Below are 19,014 nucleotides of genomic sequence, written 5' to 3'. Positions count from 1 at the left end.
TATGGCCAATCTGGTAGCATTATTACGTTTGCCTTCGAATTTCAAGACTATCCAATGGCAGATCCTGGCCGGGCCGGTATTGATTCTCATGATCCTGTCGATGATGGTGCTGCCGTTGCCGGCCCTGGTGCTGGATCTGCTGTTTACCTTTAATATCGCCCTGTCGATCATGGTGCTGCTGGTGGCGATGTTTACCCGCAAAACCCTCGAGTTCGCGGCCTTTCCCACCATCCTGCTGTTTTCCACGCTGCTCAGGCTGTCCCTGAACATCGCCTCAACGCGCATCATCCTGCTGCACGGCCATTCCGGCACCGCGGCGGCGGGCCGGGTCATCGAGGCGTTTGGCCATTTCCTGGTGGGGGGCAATTTCGCCATTGGTATCGTGGTGTTTATTATCCTGGTGGTGATCAACTTTATGGTGATCACCAAGGGGGCGGGACGTATCGCCGAGGTCGGGGCGCGTTTCGTGCTCGACGGCATGCCCGGCAAACAAATGGCCATCGACGCCGACCTCAACGCCGGCCTGATCGGCGAGGAGGAGGCCAAGTCCCGGCGCAGCGAAGTGACCCAGGAAGCGGATTTCTACGGCTCCATGGACGGGGCCAGTAAATTTGTGCGCGGCGACGCCATCGCCGGCCTGATGATCATGGTGATCAATGTGATCGGCGGGCTGCTGGTGGGCATGATCCAGCACGGCATGAGCCTGGGCAACGCGGCGGAAAGTTATACCCTGCTGACCATCGGCGACGGCCTGGTGGCGCAGATCCCGGCGCTGGTGATCTCCACCGCCGCGGGCGTTATCGTCACCCGCGTGGGCAGCAACGAGGACGTCGGCCAGCAAATGGTCGGCCAGCTGTTCAATAATCCGCGGGTGATGCTGCTGAGCGCCTGCGTGCTGGGGCTGCTCGGGCTGGTTCCCGGTATGCCCAACCTGGTGTTTTTATTCTTTACCGCCATGCTGCTGGGACTGGCCTGGTGGCTGCGTGGCAAGACCATGGACGGTCCCGCGGCCGAGGCGCCGCCCGCGGTGGCGCAGCAGGAAAACGCCTTCGCCAAGGAAGCCAGCTGGAGCGATGTGCAGCTGGAGGATCCGTTGGGCATGGAGGTGGGGTACCGTCTGATCCCCATGGTGGATTTCCAGCAGAACGGCGAGCTGTTGGGCCGTATCCGCAGCATCCGCAAAAAATTCGCCCAGGAAACCGGTTATCTCCCGCCGGTGGTGCATATCCGCGATAACCTGGAGCTGCAGCCCGCCAGTTACCGCATCCTGCTGAAAGGCGTTGAAATGGGGCGCGGCGAGGCCTACCCCGGCCGCTGGATGGCGATTAATCCCGGCGGCGCGGCGGGAGAACTGGCCGGCGACGTGACCCGCGATCCGGCGTTCGGCCTGCCGGCGGTCTGGATTGACAGCGCCCTGAAAGAGCAGGCGCAGATACAAGGCTACACCGTGGTCGAGGCCAGTACGGTGGTGGCCACCCATCTCAACCATCTGATCGGCATCCATGCCAGCGAATTGCTGGGCCGTCAGGAGACGCAGCAGTTGCTGGAACGCGTTACCCAGGAAATGCCGAAACTGACCGAAGACTTTATTCCCGGCACCCTGTCGCTGACGATTTTTCATAAAGTATTGCAAAACCTGCTGGCGGAAAGCGTGCCGATCCGCGATATGCGCACTATTATCGAAACCCTGGTCGAACATGCCCCGGTGCAAAAAGATCCGGCGGAGTTGACGGTCGTGGTGCGGGTGGCTCTGGGACGGGCTATTACCCAGCGCTGGTTTCCGGGCGACAGCGAAATCCAGGTTATCGGCCTGGATCTGGCGCTGGAGCGCGTCCTGCTGCAGGCGTTGCAAAGCGGCGGCGGGCTGGAGCCGGGCATGGCGGATCGCGTGCTGGCCCAGGCCAGGGACGTATTGGCGCAGCAGGAAAACCTGAACGCGCCGCCGGTATTGCTGGTCAACCATAGCCTGCGCCCGCTGCTGGCGCGCTTTCTGCGCCGTACTCTGCCGCAGATGGCGGTGCTCTCCAACCTGGAGGTCAGCGACCAGCGGCAAATCCGCATGACCTCCATGCTGGGCGCCACCCAGTGACCGGGCGGCGGCAGCGGGTCAGGCGTCGTCCGCTGGCGGGGTATCTGGTTGCGGGCGCGCTAACCGGCCTGGCGCCGCTGGCCGCCGCCATGCCCGCACTGGGCAATGGCGTGCCGGCTGCCGGGGCGGCGCTTGGCATCAGCGCGCGAGTGGTGGCGCCGGGGGGCGGTACGGGCCCTGTCCGTATGCCGCCTGCGGATCTTGCCGCGCGGCGCGCGGCGCCGGACGCCCCCGCGGGTTTTGGACATCAGATCAAGGGCGGCGCGCAGGGAGGATGGCAGGGGACAGGGCAAATGCTGGTGCTTTCCCAGCGCGGCAGCGCCAAAAGCAGCCCGCCGATGCGCCCCTTCGCGCCTTTACCGGCCGGGGTGCGCGTCACGTCGATCAACTGGCGGATAGAAACCGGGCGGCCATTGCCGTCACAGGTTGTTCTGGCGCTCTGCATGCCGGGGAAATGTGTTTATCTGGACGGCCTGGCCGGGCGCAGCGACGCCATGGCTGGCCAGCCTGCGGACAATCCGGTGACGCTATTGATACAAGTCGCTGGGCGCGGGGTGATAAATCAACCGCTGATAGTAAACCGCTACCAGGTGCTGGTGAATTACCAGGGAGACATTAAACGCTGAATTTGCGCCCGAGCGCGCTGCCGCCCAGGGCCTGGCCGTCGGGGCCGTACATGCGGCGCTGGGTTTGATATTCATCCAATACCGATAATACCTGATCGTTATGCTTAAGGTGCTGCGCCAGCAATAAACCGTTACGGTAGTTATTGCGGCTGAGATCTTCCGTCAGGCGCGTGATGGCCAGCCAAATCCGGTGCAGGCCGGGATGCGGCTCATAAGGAGGATTGCCGGCGTCGCTGGCTTGCGCCTGCTGCTGGCGGTGGTGATCCACATACTGCAGGGTGGTTAACTGCTCGTTTTTGTTTTCCGTCACCCGGTGCAGCAACGCCGTATTCACCTGGCCGGCGCTCAGTAAACGCTGTTCCTCCACCAGGGTCAGTTCCAATTGCTGCAAAATACCCAGCATCCGGGCGCAGATCTGTTCCAGTTCGTTCATGGCGGTCGCTTATTCATCCAGCATCGATTGCGTTTGCGCTATCAGCGCATCGGCAATTTTGCCGGTATCTATTTTTAATTCACCGTTGCGGATCGCCTGCTTCAGGCTTTCCACCTTGGCGACGTTGATGTCATTGCTGCCGGGCTGGCGCAGTTGCGCCTGGGCATCGCTCAGCTTAACCCGCGTCTCTTCGCCGGGCGTGACGGCGGGAGCGGCGGCCTTGGCTTTCGGCGACTGGACAGTACCCTGGTCGTTACCCGGCAGGGTGGACAGGGGTCGTATCGGGCGCGTACTTTCAATACTCATACAATCTCGCTTAGGTAGGGGATAAATGGTGCTAAAGGCTTATCCTGAATTATCGGTCAAATTACCCAAAGCTTTAATTTTTAATCAGCGCGGCCGTTAAGGCTCAATGCGGATGCCGCCATCAGGGGTGACCTGGCCGACGACCATCTGGCCGGACTCCATCCGCACCCGCAGGCGATCGTTGACCGCCGCGTTGCCCATCGCCTTGCCGGTGCCTTGCACCGAAAATCCATCGCCCTGCGCCGTGACCTGCACGGGCTGGCCGGTTTTGACCAGCCAGGGACGACGCAGCATGGCGGCGGTCAACACCTGACCGCTGCCCAGGGCACGTTCGCTGAGACTTCCGTAGACCCAGGCCATATCGGTGAGCGGCGTCACGGACATGTTGTCCACGCGCCCGGTCTGCCAGACGACATCGCCCTGCGCCAGCGTCTGGTTCGCGGAAATGGCGCGGGCGGTGACCAGATAGCGATCCGTGACCTGCACCTCGGCCTGCACATAGCGTTTTTGATTGCCGCAGATCACCTGGACACTGATATTCCCCCGGGCGCGATTATTGGCGGGCAATGAAAACTGCGGCTGTTCGCAGTCCGGCCGGCGGGCGGCCGGCGTTTTTACCACCACCTTCAGCTCGACCGGCGGCGAGGCATATTGCCGCAGCAAAAAATCGGTCAGTCCCTCGGTAAGGCGATCGGCCGCCCGGGCGCCGGTGGACAACAGCAGGGCGCCCGCCATGCCATACAAAAAACCGTTGGCTACGCGCCGCGCCGCCATACGCCAAGCACCGCCCGCCGGCGCCCGCGTGGGTTCGCCCTCCGGCTGTTGTCTGTTTTGTCCGCTCACGCCATGACCTTGTCGGTGGAGGAATTGCTGTTATCCGCCTCTTTGCGCGATAACCCCGGAAAACAAGTGTACCGGTCCCCGTTTGCCGCCAATGGGTAAATTAGCGCTGCAATTCATGCTTATTCCAACGATAGGGAAGGGAATGTTGCGTCTAAGCTGGCAAGCATAAATCAGTATAGCCTTCTTAGGATAATGATGATTGATAAGCTTGATGCCGCCCTGCAATTCCAGCAGGAAGCCCTCAACCTGCGCGCGCAGCGTCAGGAAATTCTTGCCGCCAATATCGCCAATGCCGATACCCCGGGCTATCAGGCGCGCGATATCGATTTTGCCAGCGAATTAAACAAAGCGATCACGCAGGGACGCGCCAGCGGCAACTCACTGTCGTTGACCACCACGTCGACGCGCCATATCGAGGCGTCCACCTCCACCCCCGCCGCCAGGGAACTATTATACCGCGTGCCGGACCAGCCGGCACTGGACGGCAATACCGTGGACATGGATCGCGAAAGAACGCAGTTTGCCGAAAACAGCCTGCAATATCAAACCGACCTGACGGTACTGGGCGGACAGATTAAAAACATGATGTCGGTGCTACAGGAGTAAATAGCCCATGGGTATGACTTCGATTTTTGCTATTTCCGGATCGGCGCTTACCGCGCAATCCCAGCGGATGAACGTGGCCGCCAGCAACCTGGCCAACGCGGACAGCGTCACCGGGCCGGACGGCCAGCCCTACCATGCCAAGGAAGTGGTGTTCCAGGTCGCGGCGCCCGCCGGGCAAGAAATAGGGGGCGTGCAGGTCAGCGGGGTGGTGGAATCGTCGGAAGCGGAAAAACTGGTCTTCCAGCCGGGCAACCCCATGGCGGATGAAAAAGGCTATGTGCGGATGCCGAATGTCAACGTGGTCGATGAGATGGTGAACAGCATGTCTGCCTCGCGCAGCTACCAGGCCAATATTGAAGTGCTGAACACCGCCAAAACCCTGATGCAAAAAACCCTGACGCTGGGTCAATAATCGGAGCAACCCATGAGCACCACCGTTAACACCAATAACACCACCGCCACGTCCGCCGCCACCAGTACCAGTAGCAGCAGCGCAGACCTGCAGAATCAGTTTCTGAAGCTGCTGGTGGCGCAGTTGCAAAACCAGGACCCGACCAATCCCATGGACAACGCGCAACTGACCACGCAACTGGCGCAGATAAGCACCCTCAGCGGCATTGAAAACCTCAATACCACCCTGGGGTCGATTTCCGGTCAGCTGACCACCAGCCAGTCGCTGCAGGCGTCCACCCTGGTCGGCCACGGCGTGATGATCGACGGCAGCGGCATTCTGGTGGGCGCCGATAGCTCCACCACGCCGTTCGGCGTGTCGCTGGATAATGCGTCCGCCACCACCACCGTCACCGTTAAGGATTCCGCCGGCACCGTGGTGCGCACCGTCGATCTCGGCGCGCAGACCGCCGGCGTGCATAGCTTTTCCTGGGACGGGACCAACGATGCCGGCGCCGCCGTACCGGAAGGGGCCTACACCTTCACGGTGGCCGCGACAACGGCGGCCGGCGCCAGCGTGGTGAGCACGCCGCTGCAATACGCCGCGGTCTATGGCGTGAACAACAATGCCACCGGCGGCACGGAGCTGAACCTTGGCCTGGCCGGCAACATCACGCTGGATAAGGTTCGTCAAATCATCTAATGGGCACGGGCGCCGTCGAGCGCGGCAGGCCGGGTGTTTTTACCACAGGAGAGTCAAATGGGTTTTTCACAAGCGGTCAGCGGGTTGAATGCCGCCTCAAATAATTTAAACGTTATCGGTAACAATATCGCCAACTCCGAAACCAGCGGCTTTAAATCAGCTTCCGTGTCCTTTGCCGATGTCTACGCCAGCTCCCAGGTGGGGCTGGGGGTCAAGGTGGCCTCGGTGTCGCAGAATTTCAAGGACGGCACGGTGAACACCACCGATAATAATCTGAACGTGGCGATTTCCAACAGCGGCTTTTTCCGCCTGACGGACGCCAGCGGTTCGGTGTATTACTCCCGAAACGGCGATTGGCATCTGGATCCTGAGCGCAACCTGGTTACCACCAGCGGCCTGAACGTGACCGGCTATGCCGCCACCGGCACGCCGCCGACCATACAGCAGGGCGCCAATCCGGTTAATCTCACCATCCCGACCACCGGCATGACGGCGAAAGCCACCACCACCGGCTCTATGACGCTGAAACTCAACTCCGGCTCGGCGATACTCGACGACACCAAGTTCAGCGCCGCCGATACCACCTCCTATAGTTTTGCGCAGCCGCTGACCACCTACGACAGTCTCGGCAATCCGCATAATATGAGCTTTTATTTTGTCAAGACCGCGGATAACACCTGGAAAGTGCATAGCATCGACGGCAGCGACAGCACCGGCACGGTCGACGATCTTGGCACCCTGTCCTTCGACACCAACGGCCAACTGACCGGCACCGATAATTTTAATGTCGCTATGAGCGGCGTTAACGGCTCCCTCGCCGGCGCATTCAATATCAGCTTTAAGGGTTCCCAGCAGCAGTACACCACGACCAGCAGCGTCAGCGGCCAGGATCAGAACGGCTATTACGCCGGCGATCTGACCAAGTATGCCATCAATGACGACGGCACCATCACCGGCACCTACTCCAACGGCCAGAACCAGTTGCTGGGACAAATCGTGCTGGCCAACTTCGCCAATCCTCAGGGGCTGAAATCCGACGGCAATAACGTCTGGACCGCCACGTCCGCGTCAGGGCAGGCCGTGGTCGGCACCGCCGGCAGCGGTAATTTCGGTTCGCTGACCCCGGAAGCGCTGGAAAGCTCCAACGTCGATCTGAGCAAGGAGCTGGTCAATCTGATTGTCGCCCAGCGCGATTATCAATCGAACGCGCAGACCATCAAGGCGCAGGACACGATTATGCAAACGCTGGTCAACTTAAGCTGACCACTCTGACGGAATAAGCCAATGGATCACGCAATTTATACCGCTATGGGCGCCGCCGGCCAGACCCTTGACCAGCAGGCGATCATTACCAATAACCTGGCCAACGCCTCGACGCCGGGGTTTCGCGCGCAGCTGTTCGCCATGCGGGCGGTGCCCATCGAGGGCCAGACCCTGCCGACGCGCACGCTGGTGGTCGCCTCGACCCCCGGCGCGCTGATGACCCAGGGGCCATTGGATAACACCGATCGCCCCCTGGATGTGGCGGTTCAGGATCAGGGCTGGCTGGCGGTGCAACTGCCCGACGGCACCGAGGCCTATACCCGTAACGGTAATATGCAGGTGGACGCTACCGGCCAATTGCTGATCCAGGGATATCCCGTCATGGGGCAAGGCGGTCCGCTGACGGTGCCGACCCAATCGGCCATTACGGTTGCGGCCGACGGTACCGTTTCGGCGCTGGGCGACGGCGACGCGCCCAACACCATCGGGCCGGTAGGGCAGCTTAAGCGGGTTAAACCCGCCGACGCCAGCCAGCTGGAGCGCGGCGACGACGGCTTATTTCATCTTACCGCCGCCGCCAGCGCCGCGACGGGAGGAACCTTGCCCAACGACGAGACCATTAAGGTCATGCCCGGCGTGCTTGAAGGCAGTAACGTCAACACCGCGGAAACCCTGGTGGATATGATTGGCAGCGCCCGGCGTTTCGAAATGCAGATGAAGGTTATCGCCGATGTCGATCAAAACGCGGAGCATGCCAACCAGCTGCTTTCACTTAGCTAATTTTCGGGAGTATTAACGGATGATCCGTTCATTATGGATTGCCAAAACGGGTCTGGATGCACAGCAGACCAATATGGATGTGATTTCCAATAACCTGGCGAACGTCAGCACCAACGGCTTTAAACGCCAGCGGGCGGTATTCGAGGATTTACTGTACCAAACGGTACGCCAGCCTGGCGCGCAGTCGTCGGAACAAACCACCCTGCCTTCCGGATTACAGCTGGGCACCGGGGTACGGCCTGTCTCTACCGAACGCCTGCACAGCCAGGGCAATCTTCAGCAGACGGAAAACACCAAAGACGTCGCCATTAACGGCAAAGGCTTTTTTCAGGTGCAAATGCCCGACGGCACCACCGCCTATACCCGCGACGGTTCGTTCCAGGTCAATCAAAACGGCCAGTTGGTGACCTCCAGCGGCTATCTTATCCAGCCGGCGATTACCGTGCCGGAAAATGCCCTGACCGTCGCAGTGGCCCGTGACGGGGTGGTGAGCGTCACCACCCAGGGGCAGGCCGCCGCCAGCCAGGTCGGCCAGCTCACGTTGAGTAATTTTATCAACGAGGCCGGTTTGCAGAGCCTGGGCGAAAATCTCTATCAGGAAACCGACAGCTCCGGCGCGCCGAATGAATCCACGCCGGGCCAGAATGGCGTCGGATTGTTGTACCAGGGGTACGTGGAAACCTCCAACGTCAATGTGGCGGAGGAATTGGTGGACATGATCCAGGTGCAGCGCGCTTATGAAATCAACAGCAAAGCCGTTACCGCCTCTGATGCCATGCTGCAAAAGCTGACGCAGCTCTAAACCGGGTAAAGGCATAGGTTACGTTGTAACATTAAATCAGCATTTCGTTACAACGTAACATATAGCCGACTATGGTGGATTTTTTTAAGTGACGGTGTCACTATTAACCGCGCTTCGCGGCGGCTGATTTGCCGGCCAGGATAGACAGGTCATATGAAACTGAAAAAGAGTACCTTTGCATCGCCAGCAGCCAGGCCGGCGTTTCCGGGCCGGCCTCTGGCGCGCGTACTGGCGGCGCTCGGCCTGTTGACGCTGCAGGGCTGTGCGTATATGCCGCATAAAAACCTGGTGGAAGGCGAAACCAGCGCCCAGCCGGCGCCGGCTTCAATGCCCATTGCCAATGGATCGATTTTCCAGGCGGTGCAGCCGATGAACTACGGTTACCAGCCCTTGTTCGAGGACCGGCGGCCGCGCAACGTCGGCGATATCCTGACCATCACCTTGCAGGAAAACGTCAGCGCCAGCAAAAGCTCCTCCGCCAATACGGCGCGCAAGTCGTCCAATACGCTCAACCTGGCCACCACGCCCGCCATGCTGACCGGCGCCATCGGCAACGGCAAGGTGGATCTGGACGCCGCCGGCACCAATGATTTTGACGGCAAGGGTGGCGCCACCGCCAAAAATACCTTTACCGGCACTATTACCGTGACCGTGCAGCAGGTATTGGCCAACGGCAACCTGAAAGTCGTGGGCGAAAAGCAGATCGCCATTAACCAGGGCGCCGAATATATTCGTTTTTCCGGCATCGTCAACCCGCGCACCATTAACGGCAACAATGCGGTGGTATCCACCCAGGTGGCGGACGCGCGCATCGAATACGTCGGCAAAGGCTATATCAACGAAGCGCAGGAAATGGGCTGGCTGCAGCGCTTCTTCCTTAATATTTCACCCTTTTAACAGGCGGCCGGCACCATGCGGATTTCAACTTTACCCTTACGGTTAACCGCCGCCATCGCCGGGCGGTATCTCGCCTGCGCGCTGGCGCTGGCAATGTGCCTACAACCGGCCGGCGCGGAGCGCCTGCGCGATTTGGTGGATATCCAGGGCGTTCGCGATAACCCCTTGATCGGCTACGGGCTGGTGGTGGGGCTGGACGGCACCGGCGACCAGACCACGCAAACGCCGTTTACCACCCAAAGTCTGACCAATATGCTTTCGCAGATGGGCATTACGGTCCCCAGCGGCACCAATATGCAGCTGAAAAATGTGGCCGCGGTAATGGTGACCGCCAATTTCCCGGCGTTCGCGCGCGCCGGCCAGAATATCGACATCGTGGTTTCGTCCATGGGATCGGCTAAAAGCCTGCGCGGCGGCACGTTGCTGATGACGCCGCTAAAGGGATCGGATAACCAGGTCTATGCCCTGGCGCAGGGCAATTTGCTGGTGGGCGGCTCGGGCGCCTCGTCCGGCGGCAGCAAAGTGCAAATCAACCAGCTGGCCGGCGGGCGCATTAACAACGGCGCGGTGATTGAGCGCGAGCTGCCCAGTACCTTCGGCGCCAGCCGCGTCCTGACGCTGCAGCTCAAGCAGGAAAATTTCAGCCTGGCGCAGCGCATCAGCGACGCCATTAACGGCCAGAACGGCATGGGGATCGCCCGCGCCCTGGATGCGCGCACCATCGAGCTGCAGATGCCGGCCAATAACAGCAGCCAGGTCCGTTTCCTGGCGCAAATCCAGGATATCAATATTGCCATGGGTGAGATGGATGCCAAGGTGATTATCAATTCACGCACCGGTTCGGTGGTGATGAACCGTAACGTGATGCTGGACACCTGCGCCGTGGCCCAGGGCAACCTGTCGGTGGTGGTGAATAACCAGCAAAACGTCAGCCAGCCGGATACCCCGTTTGGCGGCGGCCAAACGGTGGTGACCAATCAAACGCAGATTTCGGTTAACCAAAGCGGCGGCTCGCTGCAGCAGGTCACTTCCAGCGCCAGCCTGAACAACGTTATCCGTACCCTTAACTCCCTGGGCGCCACGCCCAATGACCTGATGTCGATTTTGCAGGCTATGCACAGCGCCGGGTGCCTCCAGGCGACGCTGGAGATCATCTGATGGAGCTTAACGCCACCACCGATTTTTCATCCGCCGCCTATGACGTCAAGTCGCTGCAAAAGCTGCATAACCAGGCGGCGCAGTCCTCGCCGCAGGCGCTGAATGCGGTGGCGAAACAGGTGGAGGGTCTGTTTGTACAGATGATGCTGAAAAGCATGCGCGCCGCGCTGCCCAAGGGCGGGGTATTCTCAAGCGACCAAACGGAACTGTTCACCAGCCTCTACGACCAGCAGATGTCCCAACAGCTCACCGCCAAGGGGCTGGGCCTGGCGGATATGATGGTTAAACAGCTTGGCGGTCAGAACGCCGCGGCGGAGGCGGCGAAAAATCCCGTTCCCGAAGCCCTTTCCCAGGCCGATACGCCGGTCAGCGCCAACGTCATTAACGCGCAATTTATGTCGCCCGCGCTGCTGGGAGAATACTGGCGACGCGATCGTCAGCAATCCGCGCCGGCGCCGGTGGCGGCAACGCCCGGCGGGGCAAGTTTTACCGAACGCCTGTCGATCCCGGCGATGATTGCCAGCCGGCAAAGCGGCATTCCCCATCACCTGATTATGGCGCAGGCGGCGCTGGAATCAGACTGGGGCAAGCGGGAAATTCCCGCCGGCGACGGCAAGACCAGCTTCAACCTGTTCGGCATCAAAGCGTCCGACGACTGGCAGGGCAAGACCACCACCATCACCACGACGGAATACCAGAACGGCCAGGCGGTGAAGGTGCAGCAGAAATTCCGGGTCTATGACTCCTACCTGGACGCCCTGGGCGACTATATTCATGTCCTGACGGACAACCCGCGTTATCGCGAGGTGGTGAACGCCGTCCAGCCGGAGGCCGGGGCTTATGCGCTGCAGCGCGCCGGCTACGCCACCGATCCGGCGTACGCCGCCAAGCTTATCCGGATTATCACCCAATTGAAGCACGGCGCCCAGGAGGCGGCCAAATCCTACGGTAGCGATCTGGGCGGGCTGTTCTAGGCGAGCGGGGGCGCGTGGTTTTTTTGCCGCGGCGCTCAAGTTTGTCCCGGTGCGGACGATATAGATATAAAGGGTGGAGCGCGCCGTCGCAGATGAACCGGGCGTCATCGCCTCCCCGGCATAAGGAAAAACGATGTCCAATACGTTAGTGAATATTGCCTCCAGCGGCATCCAGGCCGCGCAGGCCGCGCAGAACGCGGTGGCGAACAACATCAGCAATGTGTACGTCCCGGGTTATAATCGCCAGACCGCGCAGCTGTCGGAAAAACTGACCAGCGGCATTTCCGGCAACGGCGTCTCGGTGACCGGCGTCAGCCGCGCTTATGATTCCCTGGTGGTGAACCAGCTGCGCTCCGCGTCGTCCACTTATGCCGCCTCCAGCAGTTATTACGACCAGATTTCGCAAATCAACACCCTGCTGTCGAACACCGACAGCGATCTGTCCACCATGGTCAGCACGTTTTTCAGCAGTATCCAGTCGCTGAGCAGCAACGCGCAGGACAACGCGGCGCGCCAGACGGTGATCAGCAGCTCGCAAAGCCTGGTCAACCAGTTTAAAAGCGCCAACACCTATCTGCAGAATATGGACGACGGCATCAATCAGCAGCTTTCCTCCAGCGCCGATCAGATCAACGTTTACGCCAAGCAAATCGCCAATCTTAACGATCAAATCGTGCGCCAGGGCGGGGGCGATACGTCCAATGCCCTGCTGGATCAGCGCGATCAGCTGGTCAGCGAGCTTAACGGCATCGTCGGGGTAACGGCCAGCGTCCAGGATAATAATTCGGTTAACCTGACCTTCGGCAACGGCCTGACGCTGGTGCAGGGCAGCAGCGCCTACCAGGTCAAGGCGGTGACGTCAAGCGCCGACCCGTCGCGCAGCACCCTTGCCTATGACCGTGGCACCGGCACCCCCAGCGAAATTGATGAAAAAAGCCTGACCACCGGCAGCGTCGGCGGTTTGCTCAGCTTCCGCTCCGGCGCCCTGGACGATGCCCGCAACCGTCTCGGCCAGATTGCCCTGGGACTGGCCGGCAGCTTTAATGAGACGCATAAACTCGGCGTTGATCTTAACGGCGATGCCGGTGAGGATTTTTTCAGCTTCAGCGACCCTACCGTCAGCGCCAATAGCAAAAATACCGGCACCGCGGTGATGACCGTCACCTACAGCGATACCAGCGCGGTCAAGGCCAGCGATTATAATGTCAAATATTCCGGCGGCGCCTGGCAGGTAACGCGCGCCAGCGACGGTGCTGCCGTCGACCTCACGCCCGCGCCCGTCACCGACGCCGCGGGCAACACCACCATGAGTTTCGACGGGCTTAGCGTCGCCATCAGCAGCGGGGCGGCGAGCAACGATAAATACACTATCAATACCGTCAGCAATGTCATCAACAGCCTGAACGTGGCGATTACCGACCCGGCCAAGATTGCCGCCGGTCTCGACGACAGCGCCGGCGGCGAAAGCGACAACCGCAACGCGAAGGCGCTGCTGGCGCTGCAAACCACCAAAGTGATTGGCGGAACGGCGACGATCAGCACGGCCTACGCGACGCTTGTGAGCAATATCGGCACCAATACCAGCAACGCCGACGTGACCAGCACCGCGCAATCCAATATCGTCGATCAACTGACCGAGCGGCAACAATCCATCTCGGGCGTTAACCTGGACGAGGAGTATATCGACCTCACGCGTTATCAGCAGTATTACCAGGCCAATGCCAAAGTGCTCAATACCGCCAGCGATGTGTTTAATTCGCTGCTATCGGCGCTCAGTTAAACGGCCCGCGGGCCACTCATTTACGTCTAAGCGGAAAGGATAAACACCATGCGTTTAAGTACCAGCATGATTTATCAGCAGAATCTGAACAGCATTACCAACGCCTACGGCAAATGGCAGGCCACCGGCACCCAGTTGGCCACCGGCAACCGGGTGAATTCCCCGGCCGACGATCCCATCGCCGCATCGCAGGCGGTGGCCGTCAACCAGATGCAGGCGCAGGGCGCGCAATATTCCGCGGCGCGCAGCACATCCGAGGCCAGCCTGTCGCTGGAGAGCACCGTGCTCGATCAGGTGACCACCGCGATCCAGGGTATCCAGACGCTGCTGGTGCAGGCCGGGGACGGTACCCAGGGCGATTCGGACCGGCAGTCGCTGGCGACCAAGCTGCAATCCTATAAGGATCAGCTGCTGACGCTGGCCAATACCCAAGATTCCAACGGCAACTATATGTTCGCCGGCTACAAGACCGAGACCGCGCCATTTGTGCAGGATGCCGACGGCAACGTCACCTACGTCGGCGGCACCGAGGCGGTCAGCCAGGACGTGGATTCGAGCCGCACCATGACTATCGGCGATACCGGCAAGACGGTTTTTGACAGCCTGGCCGCCGGTTATACCGTCGAACCGGACAGTACTGCCAGTGAAACCAACGTCTTCAATTCCATCAACCTGGCGCTGAACGCGTTGAACACGCCCCAAGACGACGCGGATGACGCCACCCGCGCCCAGTACACCGCCGATATGGCCAAGGCCCAGCGCGGCATGGCCAACTCGCTGGATAACGTCTTGTCGGTGCAGTCGTCGACAGGCAGCAAACTCAATGAACTGGACACGCTCGATACCATCGGCACCGACCGGACCACTATCTATACCACCCGGCTTAACGATTTGATTGGCGCGGACCCCTACCAGGTGATTTCCGATTACAGCAAACAGCAGGTGGCGCTGCAGGCGTCCTACGCCACGTTTAACGCCATGCAGAAGCTGTCGCTGTTCCAGACCAATCAATAACCAGGCACCAAACCCGTCCGGTGGCTCTGGCGGGTAATTTTGGGCGGGTAATCATGTGTGCCGGCCCTGTTGGTATGCCATTCGGGTAACGACGGATGGCATACCTTTTTTTATCCCTTGGGCATTTCCGCCAGGATATCCGCCAGCAAATCGAAGGTTTCCCCCATCAGTTTTTCACTGTAGGGCGCCAGCAGCGGCAGCAGCAGGCCGAAGGTGAGGATGCCGATGGTCAGGGTGAGCGGAAAACCCACCACAAACACGGTCAGCTGCGGCGAAACGCGGTTCAGCAGGCCGAGCGCGATATTCAGCGTCAGCAGCAGCGTAATCATCGGCAGGGCCAGCATCAGGCCGTTGATGAAAATCATGCCGGCGGCGCGGCATAACGCCATAAACGCGTTGGCGTTCAGCGGCAGGCCGGATACCGGCAGGGAATGAAAGCTGTCCGCCAGCAGTGAAAGCATCCACAGATGGCCGTTCAGGCTGGTGAACACCAGCAGGGAAAGCAGATTAAGCAATTGCGCCAGCACCGGCATATTCAGGCCGCTGGCCGGGTTGAAAAAGGTGGCGAAGGACAGCCCCATCTGCAGACCTATCACTTCGCCGGCCATGCGGATGGCGGCAAATGCAAACTGCATGGTCAGCCCCAGCGCGGTGCCGATCAGGATTTGCTCCGTCGCCAGCCAAAAGCCGGCGATGGAAAACAACGGCGTGTTGATGGGCGGCAGGCCGGGCGACAGCACCAGGGTCACCATCAGGCCCAGGCCAAGCTTGACGCGCGCCGGAATGATTTTTTCGCTAAACAGCGGCGCGGTGCCGATAAGCGCGAGGATACGCACCAGCGGCCAGAAATACTGGCCGATCCAGAATGCGAGCTGCGTGGTATCCAGTTGCAGCATCGTCAGCCGGCGAGCGCGGGCAGGCTGGTGAACAGCGTGCGCATATAGTCCAGGATCAGGTTGAGCATCCAGGGACCGGCAATCACGATGGTGGCCACCACCGCCAGTATTTTGGGGATAAATGATAACGTCATTTCATTGATCTGGGTGGCGGCCTGCAGCAGGCTGATGATAAGGCCGCTGAACAGGGCGGCCATCAGCAGCGGGGCGGCCAGCGCCAGCGCCACTAAGATTGCCTCGTGGCCCAGGGCCATTACCGATTCCGGCGTCATAATCTTGCCTGTCTTGTTAAGGGTTAAGTATAGAAACTCTGCGCCAGGGAACTCAGCAGCAGCTGCCAGCCGTCCACCAGCACAAATAACATGAGTTTAAAGGGCAGGGAGATGGTGGCGGGCGGCACCATCATCATGCCCAGCGCCATCAGTACGCTGGCGACCACCAGATCGATAATCAGGAAGGGAATAAAAATGGTAAACCCGATCTGAAAGGCGGTTTTCAACTCGCTGGTGACATAAGCCGGCAGCAGGATGCGCATGGGCACCGCTTCCGGGCCATCGAGCGGCGGCGCCTTGGCCAGCCGGGCAAACAGGGCCAGATCCGCTTCGCGCGTCTGGCGCAGCATAAAGGCGCGCAGCGGCTGCGCCCCTTTTTCCAGCGCGGCCTGCATGCTGATTTTGTTTTCGCTTAACGGCAAGTAGGCTTCGTCGTAAATGGTATTGAATACCGGCGCCATAATAAAAAAAGTCAGGAACAGCCCCAGCCCCAGCAAAACCTGGTTGGGGGGCGCGGAAGGCGTGCCGATGGCGCTGCGCAGCAAGCCCAGCACGATAATGATGCGCGTAAAGCAGGTCATCATCAGCAGCGCGGCCGGGATAAAGGTCAGCGAGGTAAGGAATACCAGCGTCTGCACCGGCAGCGACCAGTTTTGCCCGCCGCCCGCCAGCGGCTGGCTGATGATGCCGGGCAGTTGCGCCCAACCGCACGGGGCGACGGCCAGCAGCGCCAGCCCAAGAACGATAAGCCGGCCGTTTCCGGGCCGGCAGAGACACAACCTGTTCATCGGGCGTTCCCCGTCCTTTGCATCACCTGGCGCAGCCGCTGGCGAAAGTCCGGCGGCGCAACGCCGTTGTCCGTGGCGTCGGGCGGCGCGGGCAGGGTATGCAGCGGTGTAATCTGCTGCGCGGTAACCCCCAGCACCAGCCAGGTGCCCTCGACCTCCACCATCACCACGCGCTCACGCTGGCCCAGGGAGCAGCTGGCCAGTATTTTCAGCCGTTGCGATTGCCTTGCCGCGGGCGCCAGGCCCAGCTTACGCACCACCCAGGCGCCGAGGAGGATAACCAGCAGGATGGCGCCCAAGGCGCCCGCTACCTGGGTAAGGGCGCCCGCGCCGTTAAATTCATGGGCGGCGGGAGGCGAGGCGTGGGCCGTGACGAGGGGCTGGGCGGCGGTCATTTAGCGGCTCAACCGGCGCATGCGTTCGGAGGGCGTAATGATATCGGTAATGCGCACGCCGTATTTATCCGCCACCACCACGACCTCGCCCTGGGCAATCAGATAGCCGTTGATCAAAATATCCAGCGGCTCGCCGGCCAGGCCGTCCAGCGCCACCACCGAGCCCTGCGACAGCCGCAGCAGCTCCTTGATGGTCATTTTGGTCCGTCCCAGCTCAACGGTAAGCTTGACCGGGATATCCATAATCATATCGATATCCTGCAAGGGGCCGGCATTATCCTCGGCGGTCAACTGGTGGAAAATACCGTCGGTGGATGCCGGTGATTCCTTGCCGGCGGACTGCTGCTCGTCGAATGCCTCCGCCCACAGATCGTCGGCGGACGGCGTATCTGCGCCGGACGGATTCTTAGGGTCACTCATCGGGCTGTTCCTCATTAAGGGAGTTCAATACGGGGTTAATAAGTTGTTTTACGCTGAGCGCGTACTGACCGTTCAGGGTGCCGTAGGTACTGGTCAGCACCGGCACGCCGTCCACATGGGAAATCAGGTAATCGGGTTTGTCGATTGGCAGCACGTCGCCGGGCGCCAGTTTGAGGATTTCCGACAACCGCAGCGAGACCTCGGCAAAATTCGCCACCAGCTCCAACTGCGTATGCTGGACCTGCTTCACCAGGTTTTCCCGCCATCCCTGGTCTTCCACCCGGGAATATTCGAGCGGCGGATTGGTCAGCAGTTCCCGTAACGGTTCAATCATGGAAAACGGAATGCAGATATAGAATTCGCCCACCATCGAGCCGATTTCCACATGAAATGGCGTGGTGACCACGATATCGTTAGGCGAAGTGGTGATATTGGTGAATTTCACCTGCATTTCGGCGCGCACGTATTCCACATGCAGTTTATAGATGGCGTTCCAGGCGTCTTCATAGCCGTCCAGCGCCAGTTTCAGCATACGGCGGATCACCCGCTGCTCGGTATGGGTAAATTCCCGGCCCTCGACCTTGATGGGAAAACGGCCGTCGCCGCCGAACAGGTTATCGACCGCGATAAACACCAGGCTGGGCGAAAACACCAGCAGGGCGGTGCCGCGCAGCGGTTTGAGGTGGATAAGGTTCAGATTGGTGGGCACCGGCAGGTTACGGGCGAAATCATGATAAGGCTGGATCTTGATGGCGCCAACGGTAATATCCGGGCTGCGCCGCAACAGGTTAAATAATCCCATGCGAAACGAACGCGCAAAACGTTCGTTGATGATTTCCAGCGCCTGCAGCCGTTCGCGCACCACCCGCCGCTGGGTATTGGGATTATAGGGTTTGACATCGTTTTCAATACCCGCGCTGACCGGCTGCTGTTCACCGTCGTCGCCATTGAGCAGCGCATCGATTTCGGCCTGGGATAATATGCTATCGCCCATGATGTTCAGCGCAGGATAAAAGCAGTGAAAAGGACATCATTCACAACGGGCCGAGGCTGGCCCGCCACCAAGGGTTCACTCAAAGTCAATTTAATCTGCTCGACCAACTGCTGTTTACCCTTATCATTTGCCAGCGCCTCCGCGTCCTGGCGGGACAGCAGCAGCAGCATGCGGCTGCGTACCGTCGGCATAAAATCAATCATCGCCTTGCGTGTGGGTTCGTCGGGCAGGCGCAGCGTCAGGCCGATGTAGAGCACGCGATCGGGATCGTTGGCCGGATTGACCAGGTTCACGGTGAACGTGTCCAGCGATAAAAATATCGGTATCGGCGCCACGGGCGCCGGGGCCTCCAAAGCTGTCTGACCGGGCAGGCGATGCTGCCACCAAAGGTAACCCGCCGCGCTGCCAGCAGCCAGGGCAATGACCACCAGGGCCATCAGCCATTTTGATTTTTTCCGAGCCGAAGGAAGCACATTTTGTGACATAACGATTAGGTATTCCTGTAAGCGTGACGGCATTTTTCCATGGCGACTGCCGTAAAATGCCGGTTATTGACGGTAATTATCCCGTCTCCCGCGTAATTCA

22 protein-coding genes and 1 pseudogene are annotated in these 19,014 nt (G+C 60.2%); 13 read left to right on the top strand and 10 right to left on the bottom strand.

What is annotated here, in order from left to right:
* Position 1: 1 nt before the first annotated feature.
* Positions 2-2,089 carry a flagellar biosynthesis protein FlhA gene (gene flhA / locus ACL2XG_RS05985; protein WP_410015410.1) on the top strand — a complete coding sequence of 696 codons (2,088 nt, stop codon included), beginning with the start codon at positions 2-4 and terminating at the stop codon, positions 2,087-2,089.
* Positions 2,086-2,715 (top strand): flagellar protein FlhE, encoded by a 630-nt coding sequence (locus ACL2XG_RS05980; RefSeq protein ID WP_413722608.1) that lies wholly within the window; start codon positions 2,086-2,088, stop codon positions 2,713-2,715. Before flhA ends, ACL2XG_RS05980 begins: the two co-directional genes overlap by 4 nt.
* On the opposite strand, the gene ACL2XG_RS05975 is transcribed toward ACL2XG_RS05980, so the two are convergent.
* From ACL2XG_RS05975 to flgA, 3 genes are all read right to left on the bottom strand, one after another.
* Positions 2,705-3,148: a flagella synthesis protein FlgN gene (locus ACL2XG_RS05975; RefSeq protein WP_413722609.1), complete on the bottom strand. Its 444-nt coding sequence runs from the start codon at positions 3,146-3,148 to the stop codon at positions 2,705-2,707. The genes ACL2XG_RS05980 and ACL2XG_RS05975 overlap by 11 nt on opposite strands.
* Before the next feature lie 9 nt (positions 3,149-3,157).
* Positions 3,158-3,454, bottom strand: a complete 297-nt coding sequence (flgM, locus tag ACL2XG_RS05970; RefSeq protein ID WP_410015407.1) for a flagellar biosynthesis anti-sigma factor FlgM — start codon at positions 3,452-3,454, stop codon at positions 3,158-3,160.
* Positions 3,455-3,550: 96 nt separating this feature from the next.
* The gene (gene flgA, locus ACL2XG_RS05965; RefSeq protein WP_413722610.1) at positions 3,551-4,297 is read right to left on the bottom strand and encodes a flagellar basal body P-ring formation chaperone FlgA; all 747 of its coding nucleotides are present in this window, start codon (positions 4,295-4,297) and stop codon (positions 3,551-3,553) included.
* 195 nt (positions 4,298-4,492) lie between these two features.
* Here flgA and flgB point away from each other — a divergent pair, with 195 nt between their 5' ends.
* From flgB to flgL, 11 genes are all read left to right on the top strand, one after another.
* Positions 4,493-4,903: a flagellar basal body rod protein FlgB gene (gene flgB / locus ACL2XG_RS05960; protein WP_410016566.1), complete on the top strand. Its 411-nt coding sequence runs from the start codon at positions 4,493-4,495 to the stop codon at positions 4,901-4,903.
* 7 nt (positions 4,904-4,910) lie between these two features.
* Positions 4,911-5,315 (top strand): flagellar basal body rod protein FlgC, encoded by a 405-nt coding sequence (flgC, locus tag ACL2XG_RS05955; protein WP_410015405.1) that lies wholly within the window; start codon positions 4,911-4,913, stop codon positions 5,313-5,315.
* Between the two features lie 12 nt (positions 5,316-5,327).
* The gene (gene flgD / locus ACL2XG_RS05950; RefSeq protein ID WP_410015404.1) at positions 5,328-5,996 is read left to right on the top strand and encodes a flagellar hook assembly protein FlgD; all 669 of its coding nucleotides are present in this window, start codon (positions 5,328-5,330) and stop codon (positions 5,994-5,996) included.
* 57 nt (positions 5,997-6,053) lie between these two features.
* Positions 6,054-7,259, top strand: a complete 1,206-nt coding sequence (flgE, locus tag ACL2XG_RS05945; protein ID WP_413722611.1) for a flagellar hook protein FlgE — start codon at positions 6,054-6,056, stop codon at positions 7,257-7,259.
* Positions 7,260-7,280: 21 nt separating this feature from the next.
* The gene (locus ACL2XG_RS05940) at positions 7,281-8,039 is read left to right on the top strand and encodes a flagellar basal body rod protein FlgF (RefSeq protein ID WP_413722612.1); all 759 of its coding nucleotides are present in this window, start codon (positions 7,281-7,283) and stop codon (positions 8,037-8,039) included.
* 19 nt (positions 8,040-8,058) lie between these two features.
* Entirely contained in the window at positions 8,059-8,841 is a 783-nt protein-coding gene (gene flgG, locus ACL2XG_RS05935) for a flagellar basal-body rod protein FlgG (protein ID WP_410015401.1), read from the top strand.
* A gap of 270 nt (positions 8,842-9,111) precedes the next feature.
* Positions 9,112-9,738 (top strand): flagellar basal body L-ring protein FlgH, encoded by a 627-nt coding sequence (locus ACL2XG_RS05930; protein WP_410016565.1) that lies wholly within the window; start codon positions 9,112-9,114, stop codon positions 9,736-9,738.
* 93 nt (positions 9,739-9,831) lie between these two features.
* Positions 9,832-10,896, top strand: a complete 1,065-nt coding sequence (locus tag ACL2XG_RS05925) for a flagellar basal body P-ring protein FlgI (protein WP_410016564.1) — start codon at positions 9,832-9,834, stop codon at positions 10,894-10,896.
* A complete protein-coding gene (gene flgJ / locus ACL2XG_RS05920) occupies positions 10,896-11,870 on the top strand; it encodes a flagellar assembly peptidoglycan hydrolase FlgJ (protein WP_413722613.1) in 975 nt (324 codons plus the stop codon). Before ACL2XG_RS05925 ends, flgJ begins: the two co-directional genes overlap by 1 nt.
* Before the next feature lie 133 nt (positions 11,871-12,003).
* On the top strand, positions 12,004-13,650 hold the full coding sequence (gene flgK / locus ACL2XG_RS05915; RefSeq protein WP_413722614.1) for a flagellar hook-associated protein FlgK: 1,647 nt from the start codon (positions 12,004-12,006) through the stop codon (positions 13,648-13,650).
* 48 nt (positions 13,651-13,698) lie between these two features.
* Complete coding sequence (gene flgL / locus ACL2XG_RS05910; RefSeq protein WP_413722615.1) at positions 13,699-14,664, top strand: flagellar hook-associated protein FlgL; 966 nt, start codon at positions 13,699-13,701, stop codon at positions 14,662-14,664.
* 110 nt (positions 14,665-14,774) lie between these two features.
* Here flgL and fliR read toward each other — a convergent pair whose 3' ends face one another.
* The 7 genes and pseudogenes from fliR to fliL all read right to left on the bottom strand — a co-directional run bounded on the left by fliR (position 14,775) and on the right by fliL (position 18,914).
* Positions 14,775-15,560, bottom strand: coding sequence for a flagellar biosynthetic protein FliR (gene fliR, locus ACL2XG_RS05905; RefSeq protein WP_410015397.1), 786 nt, complete (start codon positions 15,558-15,560; stop codon positions 14,775-14,777).
* A gap of 2 nt (positions 15,561-15,562) precedes the next feature.
* Positions 15,563-15,832, bottom strand: a complete 270-nt coding sequence (gene fliQ / locus ACL2XG_RS05900) for a flagellar biosynthesis protein FliQ (RefSeq protein WP_410015396.1) — start codon at positions 15,830-15,832, stop codon at positions 15,563-15,565.
* Positions 15,833-15,855: 23 nt separating this feature from the next.
* On the bottom strand, positions 15,856-16,620 hold the full coding sequence (gene fliP / locus ACL2XG_RS05895; RefSeq protein WP_410015395.1) for a flagellar type III secretion system pore protein FliP: 765 nt from the start codon (positions 16,618-16,620) through the stop codon (positions 15,856-15,858).
* Between the two features lie 29 nt (positions 16,621-16,649).
* A pseudogene (gene fliO, locus ACL2XG_RS05890) lies at positions 16,650-17,015 on the bottom strand (flagellar biosynthetic protein FliO); the annotation flags it as partial.
* Positions 17,016-17,435, bottom strand: a complete 420-nt coding sequence (gene fliN / locus ACL2XG_RS05885) for a flagellar motor switch protein FliN (protein WP_410015394.1) — start codon at positions 17,433-17,435, stop codon at positions 17,016-17,018.
* On the bottom strand, positions 17,428-18,429 hold the full coding sequence (gene fliM, locus ACL2XG_RS05880; RefSeq protein WP_410015393.1) for a flagellar motor switch protein FliM: 1,002 nt from the start codon (positions 18,427-18,429) through the stop codon (positions 17,428-17,430). The genes fliN and fliM overlap by 8 nt, the downstream gene beginning before the upstream one ends.
* A gap of 5 nt (positions 18,430-18,434) precedes the next feature.
* On the bottom strand, positions 18,435-18,914 hold the full coding sequence (gene fliL, locus ACL2XG_RS05875; protein ID WP_410015392.1) for a flagellar basal body-associated protein FliL: 480 nt from the start codon (positions 18,912-18,914) through the stop codon (positions 18,435-18,437).
* Positions 18,915-19,014 lie beyond the last annotated feature (100 nt).

Origin of the sequence: Sodalis sp. RH24, from assembly GCF_047324145.1 — a bacterium.
Lineage (GTDB): Bacteria > Pseudomonadota > Gammaproteobacteria > Enterobacterales > Enterobacteriaceae > Acerihabitans.
This window is presented reverse-complemented; position numbering and strand designations above follow the sequence as displayed.

Excerpts from the sequence above, each read along its gene's own strand:
- fliR (WP_410015397.1), bottom strand. The coding sequence starts at position 15,560 with ATGCTGCAACTGGATACCACGCAGCTCGCATTCTGGATCGGCCAGTAT.
- flgM (WP_410015407.1), bottom strand. The coding sequence starts at position 3,454 with ATGAGTATTGAAAGTACGCGCCCGATACGACCCCTGTCCACCCTGCCG.
- flgL (WP_413722615.1), top strand. The coding sequence starts at position 13,699 with ATGCGTTTAAGTACCAGCATGATTTATCAGCAGAATCTGAACAGCATT.
- ACL2XG_RS05975 (WP_413722609.1), bottom strand. The coding sequence starts at position 3,148 with ATGAACGAACTGGAACAGATCTGCGCCCGGATGCTGGGTATTTTGCAG.
- flgJ (WP_413722613.1), top strand. The coding sequence starts at position 10,896 with ATGGAGCTTAACGCCACCACCGATTTTTCATCCGCCGCCTATGACGTC.
- flhA (WP_410015410.1), top strand. The coding sequence starts at position 2 with ATGGCCAATCTGGTAGCATTATTACGTTTGCCTTCGAATTTCAAGACT.
- ACL2XG_RS05925 (WP_410016564.1), top strand. The coding sequence starts at position 9,832 with ATGTGCCTACAACCGGCCGGCGCGGAGCGCCTGCGCGATTTGGTGGAT.
- fliN (WP_410015394.1), bottom strand. The coding sequence starts at position 17,435 with ATGAGTGACCCTAAGAATCCGTCCGGCGCAGATACGCCGTCCGCCGAC.
- flgK (WP_413722614.1), top strand. The coding sequence starts at position 12,004 with ATGTCCAATACGTTAGTGAATATTGCCTCCAGCGGCATCCAGGCCGCG.
- ACL2XG_RS05940 (WP_413722612.1), top strand. The coding sequence starts at position 7,281 with ATGGATCACGCAATTTATACCGCTATGGGCGCCGCCGGCCAGACCCTT.
- flgB (WP_410016566.1), top strand. The coding sequence starts at position 4,493 with ATGATTGATAAGCTTGATGCCGCCCTGCAATTCCAGCAGGAAGCCCTC.
- flgC (WP_410015405.1), top strand. The coding sequence starts at position 4,911 with ATGGGTATGACTTCGATTTTTGCTATTTCCGGATCGGCGCTTACCGCG.
- flgD (WP_410015404.1), top strand. The coding sequence starts at position 5,328 with ATGAGCACCACCGTTAACACCAATAACACCACCGCCACGTCCGCCGCC.
- flgG (WP_410015401.1), top strand. The coding sequence starts at position 8,059 with ATGATCCGTTCATTATGGATTGCCAAAACGGGTCTGGATGCACAGCAG.
- fliQ (WP_410015396.1), bottom strand. The coding sequence starts at position 15,832 with ATGACGCCGGAATCGGTAATGGCCCTGGGCCACGAGGCAATCTTAGTG.
- fliL (WP_410015392.1), bottom strand. The coding sequence starts at position 18,914 with ATGTCACAAAATGTGCTTCCTTCGGCTCGGAAAAAATCAAAATGGCTG.
- flgE (WP_413722611.1), top strand. The coding sequence starts at position 6,054 with ATGGGTTTTTCACAAGCGGTCAGCGGGTTGAATGCCGCCTCAAATAAT.
- fliM (WP_410015393.1), bottom strand. The coding sequence starts at position 18,429 with ATGGGCGATAGCATATTATCCCAGGCCGAAATCGATGCGCTGCTCAAT.
- ACL2XG_RS05930 (WP_410016565.1), top strand. The coding sequence starts at position 9,112 with ATGCCGCATAAAAACCTGGTGGAAGGCGAAACCAGCGCCCAGCCGGCG.
- fliP (WP_410015395.1), bottom strand. The coding sequence starts at position 16,620 with ATGAACAGGTTGTGTCTCTGCCGGCCCGGAAACGGCCGGCTTATCGTT.